Genomic DNA, 1,461 nt, shown 5'->3' on the forward strand with positions numbered 1-1,461 from the left:
TGAAGCTCCTATGGGTGTCAAGCGGCGCGGATCCAGGCGCGGTAGCGGTCGACGAGGGCGGTGTCGATGAACAGTCCTCGCTCCGTGCGGCTGATGGTGATCTGGTGAACGGCCAGGGCTTCGGCTGCAGCTCCTTGGGTGATGTTCTTCGCGCGGCGTAGCTCGCGCAGGTCGGCGACGTCGAGTGCTGGCGCGGGTCGGGTGAGGTGCCTGAAGATCTCGCGGGCGATGGCTCGTTTGAGGATCCGGATGATCTCAACGCTGGACCGGCCGCGGTCGCGTTGGCGAGCCACGAACGCCTTGGTGATCGGGTCGCAGGCCATCCTGACGGTGGCGACGACATGCAAGGCGTAGTTCGCGGCGCGGTCACCGCCGCGCGACAAGCGGTGCCGGGTGGTCTTGCCCGACGAGGCCGGGACCGGCGCGGTCCCACACAGGGCCGCGAACGAGGCCTCGGACCGCAGCCGCTCGGGGTTCCCGCCCGCGGTGATCAACAGCTGGGCTGCGACCGCGACTCCGACGCCGCGTACCTGCAGTAGGTGCGGAGCGATGGTGGCGATCTGGTCACTCAGCTCGACATCGAGGTCGGCGACCTCGGCAGTGAGGTATTGGTGACGCCGAGCGAGGCTCCTCAACGACAACGCAACGGCCCGCTCCGCCCGGTCGTCGAGGACCGTGGGCCGGCAACCGGCCAGGGCCTTGATCAGCCGGACCATCGACAGCCGGCGGTACTTCTCCCGGATCCGGACCGGTGCGATCACCAGCTCCTGGCGGATCTGGACCTGCGCAGCCTGTCGGGACTTCACCGCGGAACGCCTGGCGATGACCAGGGCCCGCAACGCGTCGATGTCCTCGGTCTTCGCGTCCGCCTGAGCGCGTCCCGCGAGGACCGCCCGAGCGGCCTCGTAGGCATCGAGTGGGTCGGACTTCCCCTGCCGGCGCCGCGCAGCACGGTCGGGACGGGTCACCTCACGCACCGCGATCCCCGCCCGCTGAGCGGCACGGGTGATCCCCACCCCGTAGGAGCTGGTGCCCTCGATCCCGATCACCTCGAGCCGACCGTGGCCGACCAGGAACGCCAACGCAGCCCGGTAGCCGGCCGGGGTGGTCGCGAACTCCTGGTCGCCGATCGGGCGACCGTGCTGGTCGATCACCGCGACATGGATGGTGTCGGCATGGGTGTCGATCCCGCCGATGATCCCCACCGGCTCCCCGCGGTCCTTTGTCATGATGGTCCTGCCTTCCGTCATCGATCCCGATCGGTCGGATGGTCGACGCCGGTCGGGCGAGCAGACAGGACACTGATGAGGCTTCGCCAGGCTCTTATGAGGTCATGTCCGCCCGGCCGGCGAACGAACGCCCAGGGACTCGACAGTCCAATCTGAGGGTCAGACCAACAGGTCGACAGTCGGCGGCAGAGTCAGAATCCCCAAGCGCTACAAGCATCATCAGTGTCGGTGG

1 protein-coding gene is annotated in these 1,461 nt (G+C 68.5%); it reads right to left on the reverse strand.

Features of this window, described 5'->3' with window-relative positions:
* Positions 1-17: 17 nt before the first annotated feature.
* The gene (locus K8U61_RS24690) at positions 18-1,250 is read right to left on the reverse strand and encodes an IS110 family RNA-guided transposase (protein WP_224125673.1); all 1,233 of its coding nucleotides are present in this window, start codon (positions 1,248-1,250) and stop codon (positions 18-20) included.
* Positions 1,251-1,461 lie beyond the last annotated feature (211 nt).

Origin of the sequence: Nocardioides mangrovi (genome assembly GCF_020073815.1) — a bacterium.
Classification (GTDB): Bacteria; Actinomycetota; Actinomycetes; order Propionibacteriales; family Nocardioidaceae; genus Nocardioides; species Nocardioides mangrovi.